Origin of the sequence: Streptomyces sp. NPDC013455, assembly GCF_040632975.1 — a bacterium.
GTDB lineage: Bacteria > Actinomycetota > Actinomycetes > Streptomycetales > Streptomycetaceae > Streptomyces.
Map to the genome: position 1 here is coordinate 1 of NZ_JBEYCX010000026.1, position 21,900 is coordinate 21,900.

Sequence of the window (21,900 nt, forward strand, 5' to 3'; positions counted from 1 at the left end):
CGTCGCCCAGGCGCTCGTCCGCTTCCTCACCGTCCAGTACACCGAGCGGGACGGCGAGCGGCAGCGGCTGATCGGTGCCACCTGGGGCATCTTCGTGTACCGGAACACGGCCCGCTCTTTGCTTTGAGGCGGTGTCGGGCGAAACCCATCGTGGATACGATGCGAACAGGTATGGCACATCCACCGGACAGCATCTGCGTGTGCGGTGGAAGACGGGGGCCATGCGATCGATGAGCCGCACCGGACCGGTGAGCGCCGGCCTGAGCCTGGAAGCAGTCGGCGGATGCGTCGGCGGCCTGCTCAGGACACGGGGCGCTCTGACAGCCGCTCTCGATGCGGCGGGCGAAGGAAGCGAGGATCAGCCTTCATGGGGCGTCGGCTCGTGCCGCTCACGCTGGACAACCTTCAGGATCTTCCCCACCGGTGCCGCTCGTGCGTCTTCTGGGAGCTGGACCCGGTCAGCGGCGAAGCGGCGGTGAAGGCGGGCACGTCGGCGCTGGAGAAGGAATCCTGGATCTCCGCGGTCCTGCTGGACTGGGGATCGTGCGGCCGGGTGGTGTACGTCGACGACGTCCCGGTCGGGTTCGTCCTCTACGCACCGCCGGCGTATGTCCCCCGCTCCACGGCCTTCCCGACGAGCCCGGTGTCCCCGGACGCCGTTCAGCTGATGACGGCCTTCGTCATGCCCGGTTATCAGGGGCAGGGGCTGGGCCGGGTGCTGGTGCAGACGGTCGCCAAGGATCTGCTGCGCCGGGGCTTCAAGGCGATCGAGGCGTTCGGCGATGCCCGCTGGAAGGAGCCCGACTGCCTGTTGCCCGCCGACCACCTGCTGGCCGTCGGCTTCAAGACGGTCCGGCAGCACCCCACCCACCCCCGGCTGCGGCTGGAGCTGCGGTCCACGCTCTCGTGGAAGGAGGACGTCGAGATGGCACTCGACCGGCTCCTGGGGGCCGTCCAGAAGGAGCCGGCCCTGAGACCGCTCTAGCCGGCGAGCCTCAGACGGCGGCCTCCGCGCACACCGGCCGCCTCAAACGGATGGGCCAACCCCAGGGGGTTGGCCCATCCGTGTTTCACGTGAAACGTCACTTGGCGGCGATGTACTCTTCCAGGTCGCGGAGGAGCGCAGCCTTCGGCTTGGCGCCGACGATGGTCTTGGCGACCTCCCCGCCCTGGTAGACGTTCAGGGTCGGGATGGACATGACGCCGTACTTGGCCGCCGTATCCGGGTTCTCGTCGATGTTGAGCTTGACGATCTCGATCCGGTCGCCGTACTCGGCAGCGATCGCCTCCAGGGAGGGGGCGATCTGGCGGCACGGACCGCACCACGCGGCCCAGAAGTCCACGAGGACGGGCTTGTCGTTCTTGAGGACGTCCTGATCAAAGGTAGCGTCGGTGACAATCTTCAGGTTGCCGGCCACAGTGGGCTCCTTACCTTGGTCGTGCGGTGGGGCGGGGGGAGGGGCGAAGTCAGACGGCGGTCTTCTCGGGCTCCGCCTGGTCCTCGTCCGCCAGGGCGGCGAGGAACCGCTCGGCGTCCAGAGCGGCGGAGCAACCGGTGCCGGCCGCGGTGATCGCCTGGCGGTAGGTGTGGTCGACCACGTCACCGGCGGCGAAGACACCGGTCACGTTGGTGCGGGTGGACGGAGAGGCGACCTTCAGGTACCCCTCCTCGTCCAGGTCCAGCTGGCCCTTGAAGAGCTCGGTGCGCGGGTCGTGGCCGATCGCGATGAACAGACCCGTCACCGGCAGGTCGGACAGCTCACCCGTCTTGACGTTGCGGAGCTTCAGGCCGGAGAGCTTCTGCTCGCCCTGGATCTCGGCGACCTCGCTGTCCCAGACGAACTTGATCTTCGGGTCGGCGAAGGCGCGCTCCTGCATCGCCTTGGAGGCACGCAGGGTGTCACGGCGGTGCACGACCGTCACGGACTTGGCGAACCGGGAGAGGAAGGTGGCCTCCTCCATGGCGGTGTCGCCGCCGCCGATCACGGCGATGTCATGGTCCCTGAAGAAGAACCCGTCACAGGTGGCGCACCAGGAGACACCACGGCCGGAGAGCGCGTCCTCGTTCGGCAGGCCCAGCTTGCGGTGCTGGGAGCCGGTGGTGACGATGACGGCCTTCGCCCGGTGGACCGTGCCCGCGGTGTCGGTAACGGTCTTGATCTCCCCGGTCAGGTCGACGGAGACGATGTCGTCCGGAACCAGCTCGGCACCGAAGCGCTCGGCCTGGGCGCGCATGTTGTCCATGAGGTCGGGGCCCATGATGCCCTCGCGGAAGCCCGGGAAGTTCTCCACCTCGGTGGTGTTCATCAGCGCACCACCCGCGGTGACGGCGCCCTCGAACACCAGGGGCTTCAGCGACGCACGGGCGGTGTACAGCGCCGCCGTGTAGCCTGCGGGCCCGGAGCCGATGATGATCACGTTACGGACGTCGCTCACGGCTTGATTCCTCGTCTCTGGTCTGCGTCAGTCGACCGGTGCGAGCCCCTTTCGGGAGTCTCACCCCACCCAACGGATCCTACGGGGCCCGCATTCCCGGTGTGTCGGGGCACACGCACGCTGAGGAATCACCGAGGAGTGTTCCAGAGAATCAGAGACGCGCGACCGACTGCTTCAGCATCACGGTGCCGGCTGCCGCGGCCTGCTGGTGGACGCACTTCGCGTCGATCACATAGGCCGTGACCCGCTTGGCGTCACGGCTGTCGGCCACGACGACGAGGTAGGCGGCCTTGCCTTCGTAGGTTCCCGTCTTGGCTCCCAGGACGGCGGCGCTCCGGCCGAGCGCCAGGCGGACACAGTCGGGGACGGGCACCGTGGTCTGGAGCAGGGTGCTCGGGCCCTCGGTCGAATCGGGTGCGTTCGACTCGCCCTGGCGCGTCCGGGGCTCCTCGCCCTCCTGCGACAGCCCGTTCTTGCCACTGAGGAGAGAGCGCACCTGGTTCTGCACACTGTCACCGGAGAAGGGGCCGGCGGCGGCGGTCGGTGTTCCGTGGGCGGTCGGATGGTCGGTGTGGTCACCGAGTGAGGTCACGAACAGACTGCCGGCGCCGAGCACGGCGGCTGTGAGAACGGCCCCCAGGACAAGCCGGCCGCGGCGCCGCCCTCGTTCGGCCGCCTTGCGTCCCGGCCCGGTCGCCGCACGCGGGCGTCCGGCGGGCCGGCCGGCGGAGCGATCCGTGAGGTGATCGGCGGGAGCCGATGTTTCACGTGAAACATGGCCTACGCCGTCCTCGGACACATGACGCGCGGCGCTCCCGGCGATCGCGGGGAAGGGCGCCTCGGCGGCGAGGGCGGCGTCGAGGCGCCCCGCCACGTCGGCGGGCATCCGCTCGGGCTCCGGCACGGATCCCAGCAGCCCTCTGATCTCCTCCAGCGAGGCGTACACATCCGCGCACGGCTCGCAGCCGGCCAGATGGCGCCGTACGTCCGTGCTCCGGTCCGGCGTGAGGAGGCCCTCGGTGAGGTCGGAGATCTCCGCGACGTCCGGGTGCCCGGCCGTGTCTGTCGTGGACGTCACGCTCGCCCACCTCCGCCCTTCACTACGGCTGAACCGCTCGTTCCCGCGTCCCTGGACAGTCCGCTCGGTGACCCCGATGCCGGTGGGACGGATGACCCGCGCCCCTGGTTCCGTCCCCGGCCGGTTTCTTTTCCGTCCCCGGTCCCGCCGGCTCGCGGGTCCGGGCCGCCTTCGGGCCGCAGATGGGTGAGCAGGGGCAGCAGCCTGGCCCGGCCCCGGGCGCAGCGGCTCTTCACCGTCCCCGTCGGCACGTCCAGGATCCGCGCCGCCTCCGCCACGGGATACCCCTGCATGTCCACCAGGACGAGAGCCGCCCGCTGCTCCGCAGGGAGCGTGCCGAGCGCTTCGAGGAGCTGGCGGTGCACGTCCTTCCGCTCGGCCGGTGCCGAGGCGGACTCGTGGGGCTCCAGCAGCTGCTCCAGCCGCTCGGTGTCGTCGACCGGAGCCGTCTTCCGCGTGGCAGCTTTACGTGCCCGGTCCAGGCAGGCGTTCACCGTGATCCGGTGCAGCCACGTCGTGACGGCCGACTGCCCCCGGAAGGTGTGGGCGGCCCGGTAGGCCGACACCAGGGCGTCCTGGACCGCGTCGGCGGCCTCCTCCCGGTCTCCGAGGGTACGCAGTGCGACCGCCCAGAGCCGGTCCCGGTGCCGCCGGACGATCTCGCCGAAGGCTTCGGGGTCGCCTTCCACGTGGCGGGCGAGCAGGTCTCGGTCGCCCACTCCCTCGTATCCGGCGCCCTCCGCCATCTGCCCCCTCCGGTCCGGGTGTGCCGTCAGCCCGTGAACTTCACTTCGCCGATGGCCTGCTTGAAACCGGCACTGGCGTACAGGGCCGAGTCGTATCCCGATCTCGGCACGGCCGTCAGCCAGACGAGGACGTACTGCGTCTTGACCGACTTGGCGACCTTCACCGTGGCGGTGGTGCCCGTGGTCGTGGCGCTGCCGATCTTCGTCATGGAGTCCAGCGACGCCGGTGTCAGCGAGTCCGCGGCGTACAGCTCGACCGTCGTGTGGTCACCGCCGTAGCGCAGGTTCAGGGTGGCGGTGCTGAGCTTCTTCGCCGAGCCGAGGTCGTACACGATGCCGACGCCCGGCTTGTACGGAGCGATCGGCGGACCCTCGTTGAAACTCTTGGTCTTCCAGTACGTCGAAGCGTTGCCGTCGTACGTCTTGGGTTCGGCGCCGGAGTTCTGGGCGCCCCCCTCGGCGACGAATTCCTGGCCCGACTGGATCTTTATCGGCACCGGCTTCGGCTTCGGGACGTTCTTGTCGCCGTTGTCCGTCGTCTGGCTCTTGTGGGTGTCGTCCGACTTCTCGCCCTGGTCCATGAGGGCGTCGGCCAGCTGCCAGCTGCCCAGGCCGAGGGCGGCGATGAGGAGTGCCGACACCGCCCACTTCAGGGCCCTGCCGGTGCGACTCTGCAGCGGGGGCGGCGGGGCCGCGATCGGATGGACCGGCCCGGCGTGCGGCGCGGGGCGGCCGTAGGTCCCCTGCTGGTAGGTCGTGCGCTGGTACTCCGGCGGGGCCGTGAACGCCGGCTCGGGCGGGCGGATGCGCGGCATCTCGCCGATCGCCTTCACCAGCTCCTCCGGCGTGGTGCACGGCGCCTCGTGCCGGGACGCGGTGGCCCCGTCGTTGACGAGGGCCCGCATGGTCAGTTCGGACAGGCCGCGGTGCACACCGGCCCGCACCTGGTCCGGGGCGATGAGCCCGATGTCCTTGGGGAGGCCGGACAGGCCGTAGGCGTCGTTCTCGTACGGCCAGCGCTGGGTCAGCGCCGCGTAGAGCAGGGCGCCGAGCGCCTCGGTGTCGGTGCGCTGCGGGGTGTCGGAGCTGATGCCCCGCAGGGCGGCGTTCACGGCCAGGCCGCGGATCCGCCACTGCCCGGTGGAGGTGCGCAGTACGGCGTTCGGGTTCAGCCGCAGGTGGGCGAGGCCCTCCCGGTGCGCGGCAGCCATGGCGGAGGCGACCTGACTGACCATCTGGTAGGCGTCGTGCGGCTCCAGCGGGCCGCCGGCGAGGAGCGTGGACAGCTCGGTGGCGTCGGGCAGCCACTCATGGACGACGTAGACGAGGTCGTTCTCCTCGACGGCGTCGAGGACCTGGACGAAGCGGGGGTCGCCGAGCAGCGCGGAGGAGCGGGCGGCGGCGAGGACGGAACGGGCCCGGGCGTGGTCGGCGGGCAGGATGTGGACGCCGACGGCACGCCGGAGTTTCTCGTCGACCGCTCGCCAACTGCTGAATCCGTCCAGACGGGTGACGCACTCCTCCAGCCGGTAGCGTCTGGCGAGCTTGTGACCGCTGTGCAGCTCCGGGGGCGAGGCCTTCCGCCCGGGACCCTCTGTTCCGCCGCCCCCCTGTGCCATGTCGCTGTCCCTGTCCCGCTCCGGGTTCTGGGCCACCCCGTCGGCCGTGGACTGGTCCGCCTTGGCGGTCAGCGGTTGCTCACCGCTGTTGTCTGCCACGTCGACGGCAGCTGTGCTCCGTTCCGCCACCGTCGTCCCTGCCTCCCCATCCGTTGCACGCTGTCCGACGCCGAAACCAATTGTGCCCACAGTCCGCCGCTATGCACGACACACGGCGGCGGACGATGGTTGTGCGCCTACCCCCGGGTCACCGACCCAGACGCCCGCGCACCATTCCCACGAGCGAGTTGAGTTCCTCGATGCGCATCCTGCGGGCGGCGACGAAGAAGACGCCGAACAGGACGGCGCCCCCGGCGAGGAGCGCGGCGAAGGAACCGACGACGCCCTGGCCGAGGGTGTGCCCGATGCCGTAGCAGGCCGCGGCGCTGAGCAGGACCGCCGGCACCGAGGCGATACCCAGGCGCGCGTACGTCCGCAGCACCCGGGAGCCGTCCAGGTCGCCGCCCAGCCGCATCCGCAGCCGCCGCCAGGCGACCCCCACACCGATGGCGTAGGAGAGGCCGTAGGCGGCGGCCATGCCGGCCACCGCCCAGCGCGACGGCAGCAGGAAGTAGCACAGCGCCGAGGCGCCGGCATTGACCGCCGCCACGATGACCGTGTTGTAGAACGGCGTGCGGGTGTCCTCGTACGCGTAGAAGGCGCGCAGGACGACGTACTGCACGGAGTAGGGGATCAGACCGAGGCCGAAGGCCATCAGCATGTACCCCATGTTGGTGGCCGCGGTGGTGCCGGCGGAGCCGAAGATCAGCGTGCACATCGGGATGCCGAGCGCGACGAACCCGAAGGCGATGGGCACGATGGCGACCGCCGTGGTGCGCAGCCCCTGGGAGATGTCGTCCCGTACGGCGCCCGCGTCGCCCTCGGCGGCCGAGCGCGAGATGCGCGGCAGCAGGGCGGCCATCAGGGACACGGTGATGATGGCCTGCGGCAGACCCCAGATCAGCTGGGCGTTGGCGTAGGCCGCGAAGCCGGTGCCCTTGACGCCGGAGTCCTTGCCGGCGGCGGTGGACAGCTGGGTCACGACCATGGCGCCCGCCTGGTTGGCGAGGACGAACAGGACCGTCCACTTGGCGAGCATCGCGGCCTTGCCGAGGCCGTGGCCCTTCCAGTCGAAGCGGAGGCGGATCCGGAAGCCGGTCTCGCGCAGGTACGGAATCATCGCCAGTGCCTGGACGACCAGACCGAGCAGCACACCGACGCCGAGCAGCCGCTGGCCCTCCGGCGGGATGGTGGTGACGTCCATGTGGGAGTTGGCGGAGGTGCCGTAGACCCAGATGAACATGCCGAGCGTCACGATGATGACGATGTTGTTCAGGACCGGGGTCCACATCATCGCGCCGAACTTCCCGCGCGCGTTGAGGATCTGACCCATCACCACGTGGATGCCCATGAAGAAGATCGAGGGCAGGAAGTAGCGGGTGAAGGTGACCGCGACCTCGTTCGCCGCCGGGTCGTTGGCGACGGGGTTGGCCAGCAGCCGCACCAGCACCGGCGCGGCGAACATCGCGAGCCCGGTCAGCACGGCCAGCGCCACCATGACCAGGGTCAGCAGCCGGTTGGCGAACGCCTCGCCGCCGTCCTCGTCCTCCTTCATGGAACGCACCAGCTGCGGCACGAACACGGAGTTCAGACCGCCGCCGACGGTGAGGATGTAGATCATCGTCGGCAGCTGGTAGGCCACCTGGAAGGAGTCGGCGAGGAAGCCGAGGCCCAGCGCCGCGGCGATCAGTGCGGAGCGGATGAAGCCGGTCAGGCGGGAGACCATCGTGCCCGCCGCCATGACGGCGCTGGACTTCAGCAGTCCGGCGGCCCGCCCGCCCTTCTTGGCGGGTGCGGCGGGTGCCGCGGGTGCGGCGGCGGATCCGCCCGTGACGTCCTCGGGCCCGGTGGCCGCGCGGGGACCGGCGGGGTCCGGAGCCGGCGCCGGTGCGGGCACCGCGGACTGTGCCGGTTGCCCGGCGGCGAAGGGACCGGCCGGGTACGCGGCGCCACCGTACGGCTGGCCCTGCCGCGGGCCGTACCCGTGCTGCGGGGGGTACGGACCGGCGTGGCCGTGCCCGCCGCCCGGTGCCGCGGCCGGTCCGGGAACGGCCGGGGGATCCATGGGCCCGGGCCCGCCGCTCTGCTGCTGGTCCTTGAAGAGGTGCGCGAAGGCGTCCGGCTCGTGGTACTCCTCACCGGAGTGCGTGACCAGGTCGTCGACGCCCACGAACTGGGTCGTGCGCGGATCGTCGCCGTACGGCAGGTACGGGGCCGCGCCCTCCGGCTCCGGCGCCGGGGTCTGCGCCCACACATTCGGGTCGGGCGCGTACGGCGACTGGGCGGGCGGGGCGTACAGGGGCTGCTGCTGGTCGTACGTGCCCGGCGGCGGTGGCGGGTGCGCGGCACGGTCGTACAGCGCCTCGGCGACCGGGTCCTGGGCGGCCAGGTCGTGCGCCCGGTAGGGGTCCTGCTCGTAGGCGTCCTGGAGGTACATGTCCGCCGCGTGCTGCGGCGGCACCTGGCCGGGCTCGGGCGGCGGCTCGGGGTAGCCCGAGCCGGCCGCGCCCTGGCCACGGTCACCGTCGTACGGCGCGTTCATGCTTACCCCACCTCATCGTCCCGGGCCCACCGGCCACGACATCGCTCAACGGTCCACTCTCTCACCCGTCCCGGACGGGTCGGTGCTTTCCGGTGCGGTGTCCGGTGCAGGGTCACTCGGCTGCTCCGGGCCGTCTGCCCCGGCGGCGGAGTCGGACTCCTCCGGGAGACGGTCCCCGGGCGCCCCGGGGTTCCCGGGTTCGTCCGTGCCCTCCCCCGCCGTTCCGGGGCCGTCCTCCTCGCCCTGCCGGGCGGCCGCCCGCTTGCGCTGGGTGTACATCCGGAAGCCGGCGAGGACGAGGAGCAGCACGCCTCCGCCGATGACCAGCATCACGGTGGGCGTGACCTCGGTGACCTTCACGTCGAAGCTGACGGCGTTGCCGTACTCCTGGCCGTCCTCGGTGTAGAGCTGGGCGATCACCGTGACCCGGCCGTTGGCGTTGGCCGAGGTGGTGAACTTCACCGACTGGCTGTGCCCGCCCGAGATCTCCACGGGCTGCTCGGAGTAGGCCTTGCCGCCGATCTTCAGACGGGTCGGCTGGGACGAGGTGAGGCGCAGCACCAGATGGCCGACGGGCTGCACGAGGTTGTTCTGGACGGTCACCGGGATGGTGGCGCTGCGGCCCGAGAGCTTGGTCTCGGACTTGTCGATCAGCTTGACCTGTTCGGCCAGCTCGTCGAGCCACGCCTCGACACCCCCGCGGTAGCTGTCGGCCGCGTTGCTCCGGCCCCGCCAGGACGTGGACATCTCCCGGTTTATGGCCCGCCCGAACGGCGTGACCACGCGGGACTGGTCGGTCAGGACCACCCGGAAGTTGTCGAGCTTGTCCTGGGTGCGGGCGATCTGCCCGAACGCCGTCCGCGGCAGCTCCTGCCGGCGCAGCGAGGACGGGTAGGCGGACGTCGAGGGGATGCGCGTGGTGGCGCCGGGGTCGGGCCTGTCCTTGGCCGCCGCGGTGAGGTCCTGGGGCTGGGTCCAGGTGCCGCCCTGGAGCGCCTTCAGCGCTGTCGCCATCGCCTGGGCCTGGCTCACCGTGGGCGTGCGCTGCGGGGCGACGACGATGCTGCGCTGCTTGTCGGTCTGCGTGTTCAGCTCCAGGCTCTGGGCCAGGAACCGCTGTACGGCGAGGGTGGCCGAGCCCGCCTTCGACAGGTCGTCCTCGAACGCCGTGGACATCCGGGCGTCGGCGACGACCGCCGTGGTGCCTCCGCCGACCGGGCGGGCGGCGGACGGCGTGTACGAGAGCCCGGCGGTCTCCTGGAGGCTGTCGCTGCGGGCGATGACCCGGTCGGCACCGGCGGAGGTCGCGACCTTCATGATCGAGGGGTCCACGGCGCCGTCCACGGGCCAGGCGAAGTCGGTGTTCGGCGTGACGTGGAGCACGGTCTTGACGGTGGTCGCGGCGACGTCGGTGGCGTCCTTGAGGTGGCTGAGCGAGCCGGTGACGCTGGTGCCGTTGTGCGCGAGGGAGGCCAGGTCGGGATCGGCGAAGGGCAGCGCGACGACCTCCTTGCCGGTCACCGCCTTCTGCAGGCCGGCCAGCCACTGCTTGGCGACCGCCTGGTGCTCCCGTGAGCCGGGGGTGGTGGTGCCGTCCGGGCCCGGGAGCCGGTAGTTGCCGGTGGCCATCGCGTCGACCGAGGCCAGCAGGTCCGGGTCGATCACCCAGGTGACGTCCAGGTCCTTGCCGAGCTCCACCATCCGGGCCAGCCGGCCGCCCGGCGCGAGGTCCTTGGCCAGGTCGTCGTTGAGGAACATCGGCGTCTGCAGTTCGCCCGCGCCGGTCTTGGCCGTCATGTGGACCGTGGAGATCAGCGGCCACAGGAACGTCGTCTTCGTCTTGGTGTCGGCCTCCGACGACTGCCAGGGCAGGAACGTCCGCTGGACGCCGAGCACCTGGTCCCAGCGCTGGGCGGAGGTCTGTCCGGACAGGGCGACCCCGAGTTCGTAGACGCCGTCGTCGCCGAGGTCGAGCTTGTCCACGGGGACGGAGAGGGTGAAGTGCTGGGCGACGCCCGGGGCCAGCTCGTCGAACTTCTCCTCGTACTTGTCGCCGACCTCGGATCCGGTGGAGGCCTGCACGTCGTCGGAGCGCCGGGCGACGGAGTCGATGGCCGAGCGGGTGGTCAGCTGCGGGCCCAGGCGCAGGCCCACGTGGGCGTCGGTGACCGTCCGCTTGCCGTTGTTGGTCACCGTCCCGGACACGGTCAGCGTGTCGCCGTCCGTGGGGGCATTGGGGCTGAGCGAGTCCAGGGAGACGGACACCGTGTCCGAGGAAGCGGCCTGCGCGGGTCCGGCGGCGGGCAGCTGGAGCAGGCCGGCCAGCACCGGGGCGCCTGCGAGGAGTGCCCCCGCGCGCCGCAGCCACCGGCGGGCAGGTGAGGCACTGGTCCCCTGGAAGTCAGCCGCCTCGGCCACGCGCTCGCCCGTCCCTCGTCGTCGTCAGTGGTCGTCGGAATGTGCGTCCACGCATGGTAACGATGCGCGCTGAACGGAAGTGCCGCGGTCTCCTACACAAGATCGGGGAACTGCGGCCGACGCGTCCTCTATATCCAGTATCGAGGGGAGAGCGGCCGTACGCCGCAAGAGCAGTGCTTGCGCGGGTATGGCGGGAGCTGTCCGTGCCGCCCCGAGGGGCGGCTCCGCCGCCCGCGGCGCCGCCGAAATGGGGGCGCCTCTGGTCGCGCGAGGCACGTACCCTCTTCTGTTGTGCCGAATCCCATCGAAGACACTCCCTCTGCCCTGAGCCAGGCGCAGCAGCGCGCGGTCGCGGAGCTGCTGCGGGTGGCCCCCGTCGCCGACGACCTCGCCCGCCGATTCCAGGAGGCCGGGTTCTCGCTCGCCCTGGTCGGCGGTTCGGTCCGTGATGCGCTGCTCGGCCGGCTCGGCAACGACCTGGACTTCACCACCGACGCGCGCCCCGAGGACGTACTGAAGATCGTCCGGCCATGGGCGGACGCCGTCTGGGAGGTGGGGATCGCCTTCGGCACGGTCGGCGCGCACAAGGGCGGTTACCAGATCGAGATCACCACCTACCGGTCGGAGGCGTACGACCGCACCTCACGCAAGCCCGAGGTGTCCTACGGCGACTCCATCGAGGAGGATCTGGTCCGGCGGGACTTCACGGTCAACGCGATGGCCGTGGCGCTGCCCCAGAAGGAGTTCATCGACCCGCACGGCGGCCTGGAGGACCTCGCGGGGCGTGTGCTGCGCACGCCGGGCACACCCGAGGAGTCGTTCTCCGACGACCCTCTGCGCATGATGCGGGCCGCCCGGTTCGCCGCCCAGCTGGACTTCGAGGTCGCCCCCGAGGTCGTCACCGCCATGACGGAGATGGCCGGACGGATCGAGATCGTCTCGGCCGAGCGCGTCCGGGACGAGCTGAACAAGCTGGTCCTCTCCGCGTACCCGCGCAAGGGTCTCACCCTGCTGGTCGACACGGGGCTCGCCGGACACGTCCTGCCCGAGCTGCCCGCGCTGCGGCTGGAGCGTGACGAGCACCACCGGCACAAGGACGTCTACGAGCACACGCTGATCGTGCTGGAGCAGGCGATCGCGCTCGAAGAGGACGGTCCCGACCTCACCCTCCGCCTGGCCGCGCTGCTGCACGACATCGGCAAGCCGCGCACCCGCCGCTTCGAGAAGGACGGCCGGGTCTCCTTCCACCACCACGAGGTGGTCGGCGCCAAGATGACCAAGAAGCGCATGACCGCCCTGAAGTACTCCAACGAGCTGGTGAAGGACGTCTCGCGGCTGGTCGAGCTCCACCTGCGCTTCCACGGCTACGGCACCGGGGAGTGGACGGACTCGGCGGTGCGGCGGTACGTCCGGGACGCGGGCCCGCTGCTGGACCGTCTGCACAAGCTGACCCGCTCGGACTGCACCACGCGGAACAAGCGCAGGGCCGCCGCGTTGTCCCGTGCCTATGACGGCCTGGAAGAGCGCATCGCCCAGCTCCAGGAGCAGGAGGAGCTGGACGCCATCCGGCCCGACCTCGACGGCAACCAGATCATGGAGATCCTGGGCATCGGCCCGGGCCCGGCGATCGGCAAGGCGTACAAGCACATGCTGGAGCTCCGCCTGGAAAACGGCCCGATGGAGCACGATGCCGCGGTGGCCGCCCTCAAGGAGTGGTGGGCGGCACAGAGCTGATCCGGTCCGGGCGATGTTTCACGTGAAACACCCGCCCGGGACGGAGAGAACCGGGGGGCGATGTTTCACGTGAAACATCGCCCCTCGCGCGTCGTCACCACCTCGTGAAGCGCCGCCCACCGGTCGGGGTGCGACTCACTGGTTCACGCGCGGGCCGGCCGGCGCTCGACGCGGGCCAGGACAACGGCGACCGCGCCGTAGACCACGGCGACGAGCACCACCAGCACCGCCGAGCGGCCGTCGGGCGGAAGCATCAGGGCCGCCACCCCCGCCGCGCCGACGAAGGCGACGTTGAAGAGCACGTCGTACACGGAGAAGACGCGCCCCCGGAAGCCGTCCTCGACCCGCGCCTGGACGACCGTGTCGGTGGCGATCTTGGAGCCCTGGGTGATCAGCCCCAGCACGAAGGCCGCGACCATGAGCGGAGCGGCGGCGAACGGAAGACCCAGGGCGGGTACCAGGACCATGGCCGCGCCGGAGCACACCACGATCCAGCGGCCGGGCCCCAGGCGTCCCGCCGCCCACGGTGTCACCACCGCCGCTGCGAAGAAGCCCGCGCCGGACAGCGCCAGCGCCGTCCCGAGCAGTCGCAGCCCTTCCTCGGGGGTGTCGGAGAGGGCGTAGCGGCAGAGCATGAGCAGCAGGACCAGGAACGCGCCGTAGCAGAAGCGCATCAGTGTCATCGCGGCCAGTGCCCAGGCCGCTTCCGCACGCCGGGGTGCGGCCAGGTGCCGGACGGCGGCGAGGAGCTCCCGCGCGGTCTCCGCGAGCGCCGTCCCGAGGTAGGGCCGCTCCGGGTGCCGGTCGGGGCCGAGGAGATCGGGGGCCAGGCTCAGGGAGGCGAGGCCCGCGCAGAGGTAGAGGAAGGCGCCGAGCAGCACCACCGCGGCATCGGAGTCCGAGGCCACGAGCCGTACGCCGAAGGCCAGGCCGCCCCCGGCGGTCGCGGCGAGGGTGCCCGCCGTCGGGGAGAGCGAGTTGGCCAGCACCAGGCGCTCGGCGTCGACGACCCGGGGCAGGGCCGCGGACAGACCCGCGAGGATGAAGCGGTTGACGGCCGTGACGCACAGCGCGGAGACGTAGAAGAGCCAGTCGGGGGCATGGCCCACCATCAGCGCGGCGGTGGCCAGGGCCAGCAGTGCTCGCAGCAGATTGCCGTGGACGAAGACCTGCCGGCGCCGCCAGCGGTCCAGCAGGACGCCGGCGAAGGGGCCGACGAGGGAGTAGGGGAGCAGCAGGACCGCCATCGCCGAGGCGATCGCCGTGGGCGAGGTCTGCTTCTCCGGGGAGAAGACGACGTACGCGGCGAGCGCGACCTGGTAGACGCCGTCGGCGCCCTGGGACAGGAGGCGGACGCAGAGCAGGCGCCGGAAGTGCCGCAGGCGCATCAGCAGGCGCAGGTCACGTACGACGGGCATGGGCGACAGCCTCACATATGCGGAAGGTCCCCGGGTCGGGTGACCCGGGGACCTTCACAGCCCTGGCAGGAGCGTTCTCTTACCGTGCGGCAGTCGGCCGCTTCAGCGCTCGACCTCGCCGCGGATGAACTTCTCGACGTTCTCGCGGGCCACGTCGTCGAAGTACTGGACCGGCGGGGACTTCATGAAGTAGGACGACGCCGACAGGATCGGGCCGCCGATGCCGCGGTCCTTGGCGATCTTCGCGGCGCGCAGGGCGTCGATGATGACACCCGCGGAGTTCGGGGAGTCCCAGACCTCGAGCTTGTACTCCAGGTTCAGCGGGACGTCACCGAAGGCGCGGCCCTCGAGGCGGACGTAGGCCCACTTGCGGTCGTCCAGCCAGGCGACGTAGTCGGACGGGCCGATGTGGACGTTCTTCTCGCCGAGGTCCCGGTCGGGGATCTGGGAGGTGACGGCCTGCGTCTTGGAGATCTTCTTGGACTCCAGGCGCTCGCGCTCGAGCATGTTCTTGAAGTCCATGTTGCCGCCGACGTTCAGCTGCATCGTGCGGTCGAGGATGACGCCGCGGTCCTCGAACAGCTTCGCCATGACGCGGTGCGTGATGGTGGCGCCGACCTGCGACTTGATGTCGTCACCGACGATCGGCACACCGGCCTCGGTGAACTTGTCCGCCCACTCCTTGGTGCCGGCGATGAAGACCGGGAGGGCGTTGACGAAGGCGACCTTGGCGTCGATGGCGCACTGGGCGTAGAACTTCGCCGCGTCCTCGGAGCCCACCGGCAGGTAGCAGACCAGGACGTCGACCTGCTTGTCCTTGAGGACCTGGACGACGTCGACCGGCGCCTCGGCCGACTCCTCGATGGTCTCGCGGTAGTACTTGCCGAGGCCGTCGAGGGTGTGGCCGCGCTGGACGGTGACACCGGTGTTGGGCACGTCGCAGATCTTGATGGTGTTGTTCTCGGAGGCGCCGATGGCGTCCGCCAGGTCGAGGCCGACCTTCTTGGCGTCGACGTCGAACGCCGCGACGAACTCGATGTCGCGTACGTGGTAGTCACCGAACTGCACGTGCATGAGGCCGGGGACCTTGGACGCCGGGTCGGCGTCCTTGTAGTACTCGACTCCCTGCACCAGCGACGCGGCGCAGTTGCCCACGCCGACGATGGCTACGCGAACCGAACCCATTCCGGTTGCTCCCTGTGTGTACGAGTGAGGCCCTGACTGGGTCTCACGGGGCGGTGTCGTCGGGCGTATCCGTCCGGGGGGTTTCCCCGGGACGGGGCAGGCCGCCCGTCGATCCAGTGGTGGTGTCCTGCTGAGCGGGCCCCCCGGACGCGGTACCTCTCAGGTCCCGCCCGGCCCGCTCGCTCTCGATGAGCTCGTTCAGCCAGCGCACTTCGCGCTCCACGGACTCCATACCGTGGCGCTGGAGCTCGAGTGTGTAGTCGTCGAGGCGCTCCCGGGTGCGCGCCAGGGAGGCGCGCATCTTCTCCAGTCGCTCCTCCAGGCGGCTGCGCCGGCCCTCCAGGACGCGCATGCGCACATCGCGCGAGGTCTGCCCGAAGAAGGCGAACCGTGCGGCGAAGTGTTCGTCCTCGTACGCGTCGGGGCCGGTCTGCGAGAGCAGCTCCTCGAAGTGCTCCTTACCTTCTGCCGTCAATCGGTACACGATCTTCGCGCGGCGTCCGGCGAGGGTGGCGGTGAGGGCGTCCTCCTGGGCGTTGCCCGGTTCCTCGATCAGCCAGCCGTTGGCGACCAGCGTCTTGAGACAGGGGTAGAGGGTTCCGTAGCTGAACGCACGGAACACACCCAGTGACGTGTTCAGACGTTTGCGCAGCTCGTAGCCGTGCATCGGGGACTCCCGCAGCAGGCCGAGCACGGCGAACTCGAGGATGCCGGAGCGCCGGCTCATCGTCGCCTCCTCTCGGCCCCGCAGGTCGGTCCCGCAGGTCTCGCAGTGCCTGTCAGCGTCTTTATTTCGCGCTGATGTATCGACTCGATACATCACGACGATAGAACGGCCTCTCGCGGGCGACAAGGGCGGCGATGGTGAACGGGATCACATCACCGATTCGTAGGAGGTGAGTTGCCCGATTTGGAGTGAACTTCGGGGCTCGGCGGGTTTTGGTGGTGCGTAGTCTGTGCGGCATGCATACCACCGGGAACCGCGTGACGCCCGGGGAGCGTCCTGGTCCTCGGTGCAGTACGGGTGAATACGCAACCGACCACATCCGTACTTCGGGGGGACCGGAAAACAGCCGCCGTTCCAGGCGCGCAGGGGTGCGCCTGCCCGAGGAGTAATCGTTCGATGAGCGAGCACCGTCGCAAACCGCCGCAGCCGCAGGGAGGCGGACGTGCCGCGGCCCGACGCGGCCAGTCCGGTCCGTCCTCCGGCCGCCGTGCGGCACCGCGAGGCGCCACCGGGTCTCCTGCCGACTCCTATGGGTCCCATTCCTATGAGTCGCAGTCCCAAGACGCGGGAGGCGAAGAACGTCCCTACGGCGGCCGTGCCGAGGCCCGCCGTGCGGCGCAGAGAGGCGGCCGGCGCAGAGCGGCCGACGCTCCGGCCCCCGGCGGCCGCCGGGGCGGCCCGGGAGGACCGACCGGCCCCGGGCGCGGCAGGGGCCGCGCGACGACGGCACCCGGCAAGAAGCGCTTCATCGACTACCCGCGCGCCGACAAGTACGGCTGGCGGCGCTGGGTGCCGTCCTGGAAGCTGGTCAGCGGGCTGTTCATCGGCTTCGTCGGCAGCCTGGTGGTCATGATCGGCGTCGGCTACGCGATGGTCTCGATCCCGAACGAGAACGACGCGGCCAAGTCCCAGAACAACGTGTACTACTGGGCCGACGGCAGCCAGATGGTCGCGACGGGCACCGGGGTGAACCGGCAGAACGTCACCATCGACAAGATCCCCGAGGCCATGCAGTGGGCCGTGATCTCGGCGGAGAACAAGAGCTTCTACGACGACTCGGGCGTCGACCCGATGGGCATCGCGCGGGCCCTGGCCAACATGGCCCGCGGCGGTCAGACGCAGGGTGGCTCGACCATCACCCAGCAGTACGTGAAGAACACCTACCTGAGCCAGGACCAGACCGTCTCCCGCAAGTTCAAGGAGATGTTCATCTCCATAAAGGTGGGCACGAAGCTCGACAAGAAGCAGATCCTCCAGGGCTACCTGAACACCTCGTACTACGGCCGCGGCGCCTACGGCATCCAGGCCGCCGCCCAGACCTACTACGGCGTGGACGCGGTCGACCTCAAGCCCAGCCAGTGCGCCTTCCTCGCGGCGCTGCTGAAGGGCCCGACGTACTACGACCCGGCCGGCAACGCCGACCTGGACCGAGCGGCCAACGCCAAGGACAACCTGAAGCGGTCCAAGGAACGCTGGTCCTGGATTCTCGAGGAGATGCACAAGGACAAGCACCTCAGCGACACCGAGTACCAGGAAGCCGTCAAGGAGTACCCCAAGCCCCAGGGCCGCAAGGCGACCAAGGGCATGACCGGCCAGATCAGCTATCTCGTCGACACGGCCAAGAAGTACGTCCTGAACCACTCCGACATCACCGAGGCGCAGTTCGACCAGGGCGGCTACCAGATCTACACGACCTTCCAGAAGAAGCAGGTCAACGCCCTCAGCGCGGCGGTGAAGAAGGTGCAGAAGGAGCGCCTCGACCCGAAGAACCGCGAGCTGGACAAATACGTCCAGTTCGGTGCGGCGTCGGTGGTGCCCGACGACGGAGCGATCGTCGCCCTCTACGGCGGTGACGGCTACGAGAACGGCCACTTCACCAACAACGCCGACACCTCCGGCGTCCCCGTCGGATCGACGTGGAAGCCGTTCGTCCTCGCCGCGGCGATGCAGTACGGCACGTACCGGTCCGAGGGCGAGGGCCTCTCCCCGCTCAGCAAGTACAACGGCAACGACAAGCTCCGGGTGAAGAACCAGGACGGAACCGACGTCCTGAAGAAGGACGGCTCGGTCTTCTACCAGCGCAACGAGGGCCCCAAGCCCTGGGGCTACATCACGCTGCGCAAGGCCATGGAGCAGTCCGTCAACACGCCGTTCGTGCAGCTCGGCATGGACGTGGGGATGTCGCGGGTCCGGGACGTCGCGAAGGCGTCCGGCATCCTCGACGCGAGTTTCGCCTCGCTCAACCCGTCCTTCGCCATCGGTACCTCCACACCGAGCGCGATCCGTATGGCCGACGCCTACGCGACGTTCGCCGCCTCCGGCAAGCACACGGATCCCTACTCGGTGGTGAGCGTCAAGAAGGACGGTCAGGAGCTGCCGGGCTTCACCAAGCCGAAGACGACACGCGCGATGCCGGAGGCCGTGGCCGACAACGTCACGGACACGCTGGAGAACGTGATCCAGAACGGTACGGGCCAGAACGCCAAGGCCCTGGGGCGTACCGCTGCCGGCAAGACCGGTACCACCGACAGCAACAAGTCGGCCTGGTTCGTCGGCTACACCCAGCAGCTGTCGACGTCGGTCGCGATGTTCCGCGAGAACCCCAAGGACCACGAGCTGCTGTCCATGAACGGAACGGCGGGCAAGGACTCCATCCACGGCGGTGACATCCCGACGCTGGTGTGGACCGAGTACATGAAGGCCGCGCTCAAGGGCAAGAGCGACCCCGGCTTCCCGGACGCCACCGACATCGGCACGGTCCAGGACCAGGTGGGGGCCCCCTCCCCGACCCCGAGCGTCACCATCACGCCGAGCCAGACGCCGAGTGACACGCCGACCCCGACGCCGAGCGAGACGACCCCGACGCCGTCTCCTTCGCCGAGCGAGTCGTGCGAGTTGGGCTGGGGCGGCAACTGCAACGGCAACGGCCCCGGAGGCGACGAGACGGGCGGTACCGACGGGGGCGTGGAACCGTCACCGACGCCCACGGTCACGGACACGAGCGGGACCGGCAACACCCGAGGAAACGGCAACGGAGGGTTCTTCGGCGGTCAGACAGGCTAGCCCGGTGATCCGACCGGCCGGCGACCCCATCGCCCGCCGGAGGTGTTTCACGTGAAACGAGGGCCGCCGCACCCGGAAGGTGCGGCGGCCCTCGGCGTATTCACGGCCGGGTACGGCAGGATGTGCCCCATGCCCAGTGCAGAGATGACGCCCGCGAGCATGCACGAGCCCGAGCCCGTGCGGCCCGCCACGGCAGAACCGGTGCAGCCGACCAGGGAGGACGAGGTCGCCGCCGCCGGCAGTGAGCTGATCGGCGGTCCCCTGGGGCGGCGTGCCCTGCCGGGGACCTCCTGGTGGACGCCCGTGCGGATCGTGGCGCTCGTGGCGATCGGCATGTTCGCCCTCGGCCTGGTCCAGAAGGCGCCCTGCTACGACGGCGCATGGTTCTTCGGCGCGAGCAGCCAGTACACGCACGCCTGCTACTCGGACATCCCGCACCTGTACCAGGGCCGCGGTTTCGCTGACCATCTCGTGCCGTACTTCGACAAGCTCCCGGGCGACATGGACTACCTCGAATACCCGGTGCTGACCGGCTTGTTCATGGAGGTGGCCTCCTGGCTGACCCCGCACAGCGGGACCATCCAGCACCAGGAGCAGTGGTACTGGTTCGTCAACGCCGGGATGCTGATGGTGTGCGCGGCCGTCATCGCCGTCTGCGTGGCCCGTACCCACCGCAGGCGCCCCTGGGACGGCCTGCTGGTCGCTCTCGCACCCGCCTTCGCGCTGACCGCCACCATCAACTGGGACCTGCTGGCGGTCGCGCTGACGGCCGCCGCGATGCTGATGTGGTCCCGGGGCCGGGCTCTCGCCTTCGGCATCCTCCTGGGGCTCGCCACGGCCGCCAAGCTGTATCCCGTGCTCCTGCTCGGCCCCCTGCTGGTGCTGTGCTGGCGGGCCGGCAAGTGGCGCCCGTTTATCCAGGCCGCTGCCGGTGCGCTCGGCGCCTGGCTCGTGGTGAACCTGCCCGTCATGCTCACGCACGACGCCACGGGCTTCCACATCCGCGAGGGCTGGGCGAAGTTCTACACCTTCAGCAAGGAGCGCGGCGTCGACTTCGGCTCCTTCTGGCTGATCTGGGCGCAGAACTCCAGCAATCCGCCCACCACCGCCTTCGTCAACAACGCGGCCACGGTGCTGGTGGTGCTGTCCTTCCTGGGCATCGCCGCGCTGACGTTCACCGCCCCGCGCCGGCCCCGCTTCGCCCAGCTGGCCTTCCTGATGGTGGCGGCCTTCGTCCTCACCAACAAGGTCTACTCCCCGCAGTACGTCCTGTGGCTGGTGCCGCTGGCGGTCCTCGCCCGGCCCAAGTGGCGGGACTTCCTGATCTGGCAGGCGTGCGAGGTGGCGTACTTCCTCGGCATCTGGATGTACCTCGCCTACACGACCAGCGGAGACGCGCACAAGGGCCTGCCGACGCAGGGCTACCACTGGGCGATCGCGGTGCACCTGGCGGGCACGCTCTACCTGTGCGCCGTCGTGGTGCGGGACATCCTCATGCCGGACCGGGACGTGGTGCGCCGCTCCGGCGACGACGATCCCTCGGGTGGGGTGCTCGACGGTGCGCAGGACGCGTTCGCGCTCGGCGCGGCGACTCATCCGCCCCGGCACGCCGCCCCGTTCGAGGGTCCCCAGGTGGACTGGGGACGGCCGGAGACGCTGTCCCGCCGGGACGGTTCGCTCTGAGCGAACACCTCGTCGGCGGGCTCATGCGAAAGGCCGTATCCGGACGCTCCGGATACGGCCTTCTCGTTCACCTGGACGGGCTCAGCGGTCCACGAGCCGGTCGAACTGCGTGGTGGTGTGCCGCAGGTGGGCCACCAGCTCGTCGCCCACGTGCGGCTCGGGGGCGTCGGAGGGGACGAAGAGGATCGACACCTGCATGTGCGGCGGCTCGGCGAACCAGCGCTGCTTGCCGCCCCAGACGAACGGGGAGAGGTTCCGGTTGACCGTGGCCAGGCCGGCCCGGGCGACGCCCTTGGCCCTCGGCATCACCCCGTGCAGGGCCTTCGGGGCCTCCAGGCCCACCCCGTGCGACGTACCGCCCGCCACGACCACCAGGAAGCCGTCGGAGGCCGCCTTCTGCTGCCGGTAGCCGAACCGGTCGCCCTTCGCCACGCGCGTGACGTCGAGGACGGCGCCGCGGTACTCGGTGGCGTCGTGGTCCCCCAGCCACAGACGCGTGCCGATACGGGCGCGGAACCGGGTCTGCGGGAACTGCTGCTGGAGCCGGGCCAGATCGTCCGCCTTGAGGTGGCTGACGAACATCGTGTGCAGCGGCAGCCGGGCGGCGCGCAGCCGGTCCATCCAGCCGATGACCTCCTCGACGGCGTCCGAGCCGTCGGCGCGGTCCAGCGGCAGGTGGATGGCGAAGCCCTCCAGCCGGACGTTCTCTATGGCCTGGTGCAGCTGCGGCAGGTCCTGCTCGCTGATGCCGTGCCGCTTCATCGAGGACATCACCTCGATGACCACACGGGCGCCCACCAGGCCGTACACGCCGTCGACCGACGACACCGAGCGGATGACGCGGTCCGGCAGCGGCACCGGCTCCTCGCCGCGCCGGTACGGCGTCAGCACCAGCAGGTCACCGCCGAAGAAGTCCTTGGTGCGCGCCGCCTCGTAGGTGGTGCCGACGGCCAGCAGGTCCGCGCCGAGCCGCGTGGCCTCCTCCGCCAGCCGCTCGTGCCCGAAGCCGTAGCCGTTGCCCTTGCAGACCGGGACGAGGCCCGGGAACTGCTCTTGCACGTGCTTGTGGTGCGCCCGCCAGCGCGCGGTGTCGACGTAGAGCGTGAGCGCCATGGCCGGACCCGGGACCTTTCTCGTGGCTGTGGTGAATCA

The 21,900-nt window shown here is 70.2% G+C and carries 15 protein-coding genes; 4 read left to right on the forward strand and 11 right to left on the reverse strand.

The features are described from left to right. Window positions 1-367: 367 nt before the first annotated feature. Complete coding sequence (locus ABZ576_RS30660) at window positions 368-985, forward strand: GNAT family N-acetyltransferase (protein ID WP_360748025.1); 618 nt, start codon at window positions 368-370, stop codon at window positions 983-985. Between the two features lie 97 nt (window positions 986-1,082). Here the strand turns inward: ABZ576_RS30660 and trxA are convergent, their stop codons facing one another. The 7 genes from trxA to ABZ576_RS30695 form a co-directional block, all read right to left on the reverse strand. After that, entirely contained in the window at window positions 1,083-1,418 is a 336-nt protein-coding gene (gene trxA / locus ABZ576_RS30665; RefSeq protein ID WP_360748028.1) for a thioredoxin, read from the reverse strand. 49 nt (window positions 1,419-1,467) lie between these two features. Next, entirely contained in the window at window positions 1,468-2,436 is a 969-nt protein-coding gene (gene trxB, locus ABZ576_RS30670) for a thioredoxin-disulfide reductase (protein ID WP_360748031.1), read from the reverse strand. 151 nt (window positions 2,437-2,587) lie between these two features. Further along, a complete protein-coding gene (locus ABZ576_RS30675; protein WP_360748034.1) occupies window positions 2,588-3,514 on the reverse strand; it encodes a zf-HC2 domain-containing protein in 927 nt (308 codons plus the stop codon). Then, the gene (sigM, locus tag ABZ576_RS30680; RefSeq protein WP_360748037.1) at window positions 3,511-4,260 is read right to left on the reverse strand and encodes an RNA polymerase sigma factor SigM; all 750 of its coding nucleotides are present in this window, start codon (window positions 4,258-4,260) and stop codon (window positions 3,511-3,513) included. The genes ABZ576_RS30675 and sigM overlap by 4 nt, the downstream gene beginning before the upstream one ends. Window positions 4,261-4,286: 26 nt before the next feature. Continuing rightward, complete coding sequence (locus ABZ576_RS30685) at window positions 4,287-6,008, reverse strand: protein kinase family protein (RefSeq protein ID WP_360748040.1); 1,722 nt, start codon at window positions 6,006-6,008, stop codon at window positions 4,287-4,289. A 118-nt stretch (window positions 6,009-6,126) separates the two neighbouring features. After that, window positions 6,127-8,520, reverse strand: coding sequence for a murein biosynthesis integral membrane protein MurJ (gene murJ, locus ABZ576_RS30690; RefSeq protein WP_360748043.1), 2,394 nt, complete (start codon window positions 8,518-8,520; stop codon window positions 6,127-6,129). A gap of 45 nt (window positions 8,521-8,565) precedes the next feature. Beyond that, window positions 8,566-10,938: a DUF6049 family protein gene (locus ABZ576_RS30695; protein WP_360748046.1), complete on the reverse strand. Its 2,373-nt coding sequence runs from the start codon at window positions 10,936-10,938 to the stop codon at window positions 8,566-8,568. A gap of 291 nt (window positions 10,939-11,229) precedes the next feature. On the opposite strand from ABZ576_RS30695, the gene ABZ576_RS30700 reads away from it, so the two are divergent. Beyond that, on the forward strand, window positions 11,230-12,672 hold the full coding sequence (locus ABZ576_RS30700) for a CCA tRNA nucleotidyltransferase (RefSeq protein ID WP_360748049.1): 1,443 nt from the start codon (window positions 11,230-11,232) through the stop codon (window positions 12,670-12,672). Window positions 12,673-12,815: 143 nt separating this feature from the next. On the opposite strand, the gene ABZ576_RS30705 is transcribed toward ABZ576_RS30700, so the two are convergent. The 3 genes from ABZ576_RS30705 to ABZ576_RS30715 form a co-directional block, all read right to left on the reverse strand. Further along, window positions 12,816-14,090: an MFS transporter gene (locus ABZ576_RS30705; protein WP_360748052.1), complete on the reverse strand. Its 1,275-nt coding sequence runs from the start codon at window positions 14,088-14,090 to the stop codon at window positions 12,816-12,818. A 102-nt stretch (window positions 14,091-14,192) separates the two neighbouring features. Continuing rightward, window positions 14,193-15,275 carry an inositol-3-phosphate synthase gene (locus ABZ576_RS30710; RefSeq protein WP_360748055.1) on the reverse strand — a complete coding sequence of 361 codons (1,083 nt, stop codon included), beginning with the start codon at window positions 15,273-15,275 and terminating at the stop codon, window positions 14,193-14,195. 43 nt (window positions 15,276-15,318) lie between these two features. Then, entirely contained in the window at window positions 15,319-16,002 is a 684-nt protein-coding gene (locus ABZ576_RS30715) for a helix-turn-helix transcriptional regulator (protein ID WP_360748058.1), read from the reverse strand. A 789-nt stretch (window positions 16,003-16,791) separates the two neighbouring features. Here ABZ576_RS30715 and ABZ576_RS30720 point away from each other — a divergent pair. Both ABZ576_RS30720 and ABZ576_RS30725 read left to right on the forward strand, forming a co-directional pair. Then, entirely contained in the window at window positions 16,792-19,065 is a 2,274-nt protein-coding gene (locus tag ABZ576_RS30720; RefSeq protein WP_360748061.1) for a transglycosylase domain-containing protein, read from the forward strand. A gap of 129 nt (window positions 19,066-19,194) precedes the next feature. Then, window positions 19,195-20,748 carry a glycosyltransferase 87 family protein gene (locus ABZ576_RS30725; protein WP_360748064.1) on the forward strand — a complete coding sequence of 518 codons (1,554 nt, stop codon included), beginning with the start codon at window positions 19,195-19,197 and terminating at the stop codon, window positions 20,746-20,748. Window positions 20,749-20,829: 81 nt separating this feature from the next. Here ABZ576_RS30725 and ABZ576_RS30730 read toward each other — a convergent pair whose 3' ends face one another. Beyond that, window positions 20,830-21,861 carry an alanine racemase gene (locus ABZ576_RS30730; RefSeq protein ID WP_360748067.1) on the reverse strand — a complete coding sequence of 344 codons (1,032 nt, stop codon included), beginning with the start codon at window positions 21,859-21,861 and terminating at the stop codon, window positions 20,830-20,832. Between the last annotated feature and the right edge of the window lie 39 nt (window positions 21,862-21,900).